At 60.8% G+C, this 2,400-nt stretch carries 2 protein-coding genes and 1 pseudogene; 2 read left to right on the top strand and 1 reads right to left on the bottom strand.

The features are described 5' to 3' along the window. The coding region (locus EGI20_RS17555; RefSeq protein WP_498633010.1) for a dimethylarginine dimethylaminohydrolase family protein at nucleotides 1-633 on the top strand (633 nt) is incomplete at its 5' end. A 77-nt stretch (nucleotides 634-710) separates the two neighbouring features. Then, nucleotides 711-2,132, top strand: coding sequence for a basic amino acid/polyamine antiporter (locus EGI20_RS17560; RefSeq protein WP_498633012.1), 1,422 nt, complete (start codon nucleotides 711-713; stop codon nucleotides 2,130-2,132). Between the two features lie 89 nt (nucleotides 2,133-2,221). Here the strand turns inward: EGI20_RS17560 and EGI20_RS17565 are convergent. Then, nucleotides 2,222-2,400 (bottom strand): annotated as a pseudogene (locus tag EGI20_RS17565) (elongation factor P); the annotation flags it as partial.

Raw genomic sequence — 2,400 nt, forward strand, 5'->3', positions numbered from 1 at the left:
ACTTGCGGTGTCGACATCACCATCCTGCCGCCGGCCGAAGAGTTTCCGGATTCGGTGTTCGTTGAAGATCCGGCCCTGTGCACGCCGCATTGCGGTATCGTCACCCGCCCGGGTGCCGACAGCCGCCGCGGTGAAGCCGAACTGATGGCGCCCATCCTTGCCCGCTTCTACAAGAACGTCGAGCGCATTGTCGAGCCGGGCACGCTGGACGCAGGCGACGTGATGATGGTCGGCAACCACTACTATATCGGCAACTCGGCCCGTACCAATGCCGAGGGCGCGCGCCAGCTGATCGCCATTCTGGAAAAGTACGGCATGACCGGTTCTGTCGTTTCCATGGACGAGGTGCTGCACCTGAAGACCGGGCTTGCCTATCTGGAGAACAACAACCTGATGTGCGCCGGCGAGTTCCTGACCAAGCCCGAATTCCAGAAGTACAACATTATCGAGCTGCCGGAAGACGAGATCTACGCCGCCAACTGCATCTGGGTCAACGGCAAGGTGATCATGCCTTCCGGCTACCCGAAGACCGCCGCCAAGATCGCCGCGCTCGGCTACGAGGTGATCGAGGTTGATACCTCGGAATACCGTAAGGTTGACGGCGGTGTCAGCTGCATGTCGCTACGCTTCTGAGCCCTGGCAAGGCACTGGCAGGCAGCCGCTGCGCACTCGCGTCGCGGCTGTTTTTTAGTCTTCAAGAAAGAATCCCTATGTCTCAGACACAAGACAAGAAGCTGGGCGTGGTGGCGATGACCGCGCTGGTGGTGGGTGCCATCGTCGGCAGCGGCATCTTCAGCCTGCCGCAGAATATGGCCGAGGGTGCCGGCGCCGGCGCCATCCTGATCGCCTGGGTGGTTACCTTTGTCGGCATGCTGGCGCTGACGCGCATTTTCCAGTGGCTGTCGCTTAACCGCCCCGACATCGGCGACGGCGTCTACGGCTACGCGCGCTCGGGTTTCGGCGACTATATGGGCTTCAACGCCGCCTGGGGTTACTGGATCTCGGTGTGGGTGGGCAACGTCGGTTATCTGGTGGTGATGTTCAGTGCGCTGGGCTCGTTCCAGGCGCTGGGTTTCTTCGGCGAGGGCAGCACGCTGCCGGCGCTGGCCTGCGGTTTGGTGGTGTTGTGGACGCTGCATGGTTTCGTGCTGCGCGGCGTGCAGTCGGCGGCCATCCTTAATATGGTGGTGACCATTGCCAAGATCGTGCCGCTCGGGCTCTTTATCCTGTGCGTGGCGCTGGCGTTCAGGGTCGATGTATTCCAGATCGACTTCTGGGGCAGTGCAGAGCTTGGCAGTGTGGCCGATCAGGTGAAAAACACCATGCTGTATACGGTGTGGGTGTTCCTTGGTATCGAGTGCGCCACGGTCTATGCCAGCCGCGCCAAGAATATGGCGGTCGTCAGCCGGGCGACCATTCTCGGTTTTCTGATCACCATCCTGCTGTTGATCTGTGTGTCGGTGCTGTCGCTGGGCGTGGTGTCGCAACCGGAGCTGGCGCAGATGAAGAACCCGTCGATGGCGGCGGTGCTCTCGCATGTGGTTGGCCCGTGGGGCGGGATGCTGATCAATATCGGTCTGGTGCTGTCGGTTGGCGGCGCACTGCTTGCCTGGACCATGATCTCCAGCGAGATGCTGTATCTGGCTGCGCGCGGCGACAACAATACCGCGCCCAAGGCATTCGGCAAGCTCAACAAGAACGGCACGCCGGCCAATGCGCTATGGCTGACCAATAGCCTGATCTCGCTGGTGCTGGTGATCAACCATCTGAACGATGCCGGTTACAACATCCTGATCCAGCTGGCTTCGTCGATGGCGCTGATCCCTTACCTGCTATGCGCCGGCTTTGGTCTGCGTCTGGCGCTCAAGGCAAAGGTCAAGTCGGTGACGCTGGTCGCTCTGACCGCGCTGGGCACGGTATACGGCATCTGGCTGATCTACGCCGGCGGCCTGAGCTTTTTGCTGCTGTCGATGATCCTGTATGCGCTGGGCCTGCCATTTTATCTGAAGGCCAAGCACGAGCGGGGCGAGAAGTTCTTCTCCCATCCGCTGGAAGCCGCGCTGGGCTTGCTGGTGCTGGCCTTGGCCATCGCTGCGCTGTACATGGTGTCGCAGGGGACGCTGGCCTTGTAAGGCAGATTTGGGTAGCCGCAGACGTAAAAAAGCCAGCCGTTCATCCGGCTGGCTTTTCCTGGTCAAGCGCTGCTTGGTGCAGCGTTAAATCAGGCGCGCTTCTTGAATTCGTTGGTGCGCGTGTCGATTTCGATCTTGTCGCCGGTGTTGACGAAAGCCGGAACCGGGATTTCGAAGGTGGTGCCTGCCAGACGGGCCGGCTTCAGCACTTTACCCGAGGTATCGCCACGTACGGCAGGCTCGGTGTATTCAACTTCGCGCACAACCG

This window comes from Aquitalea sp. S1-19 (genome assembly GCF_024343515.1).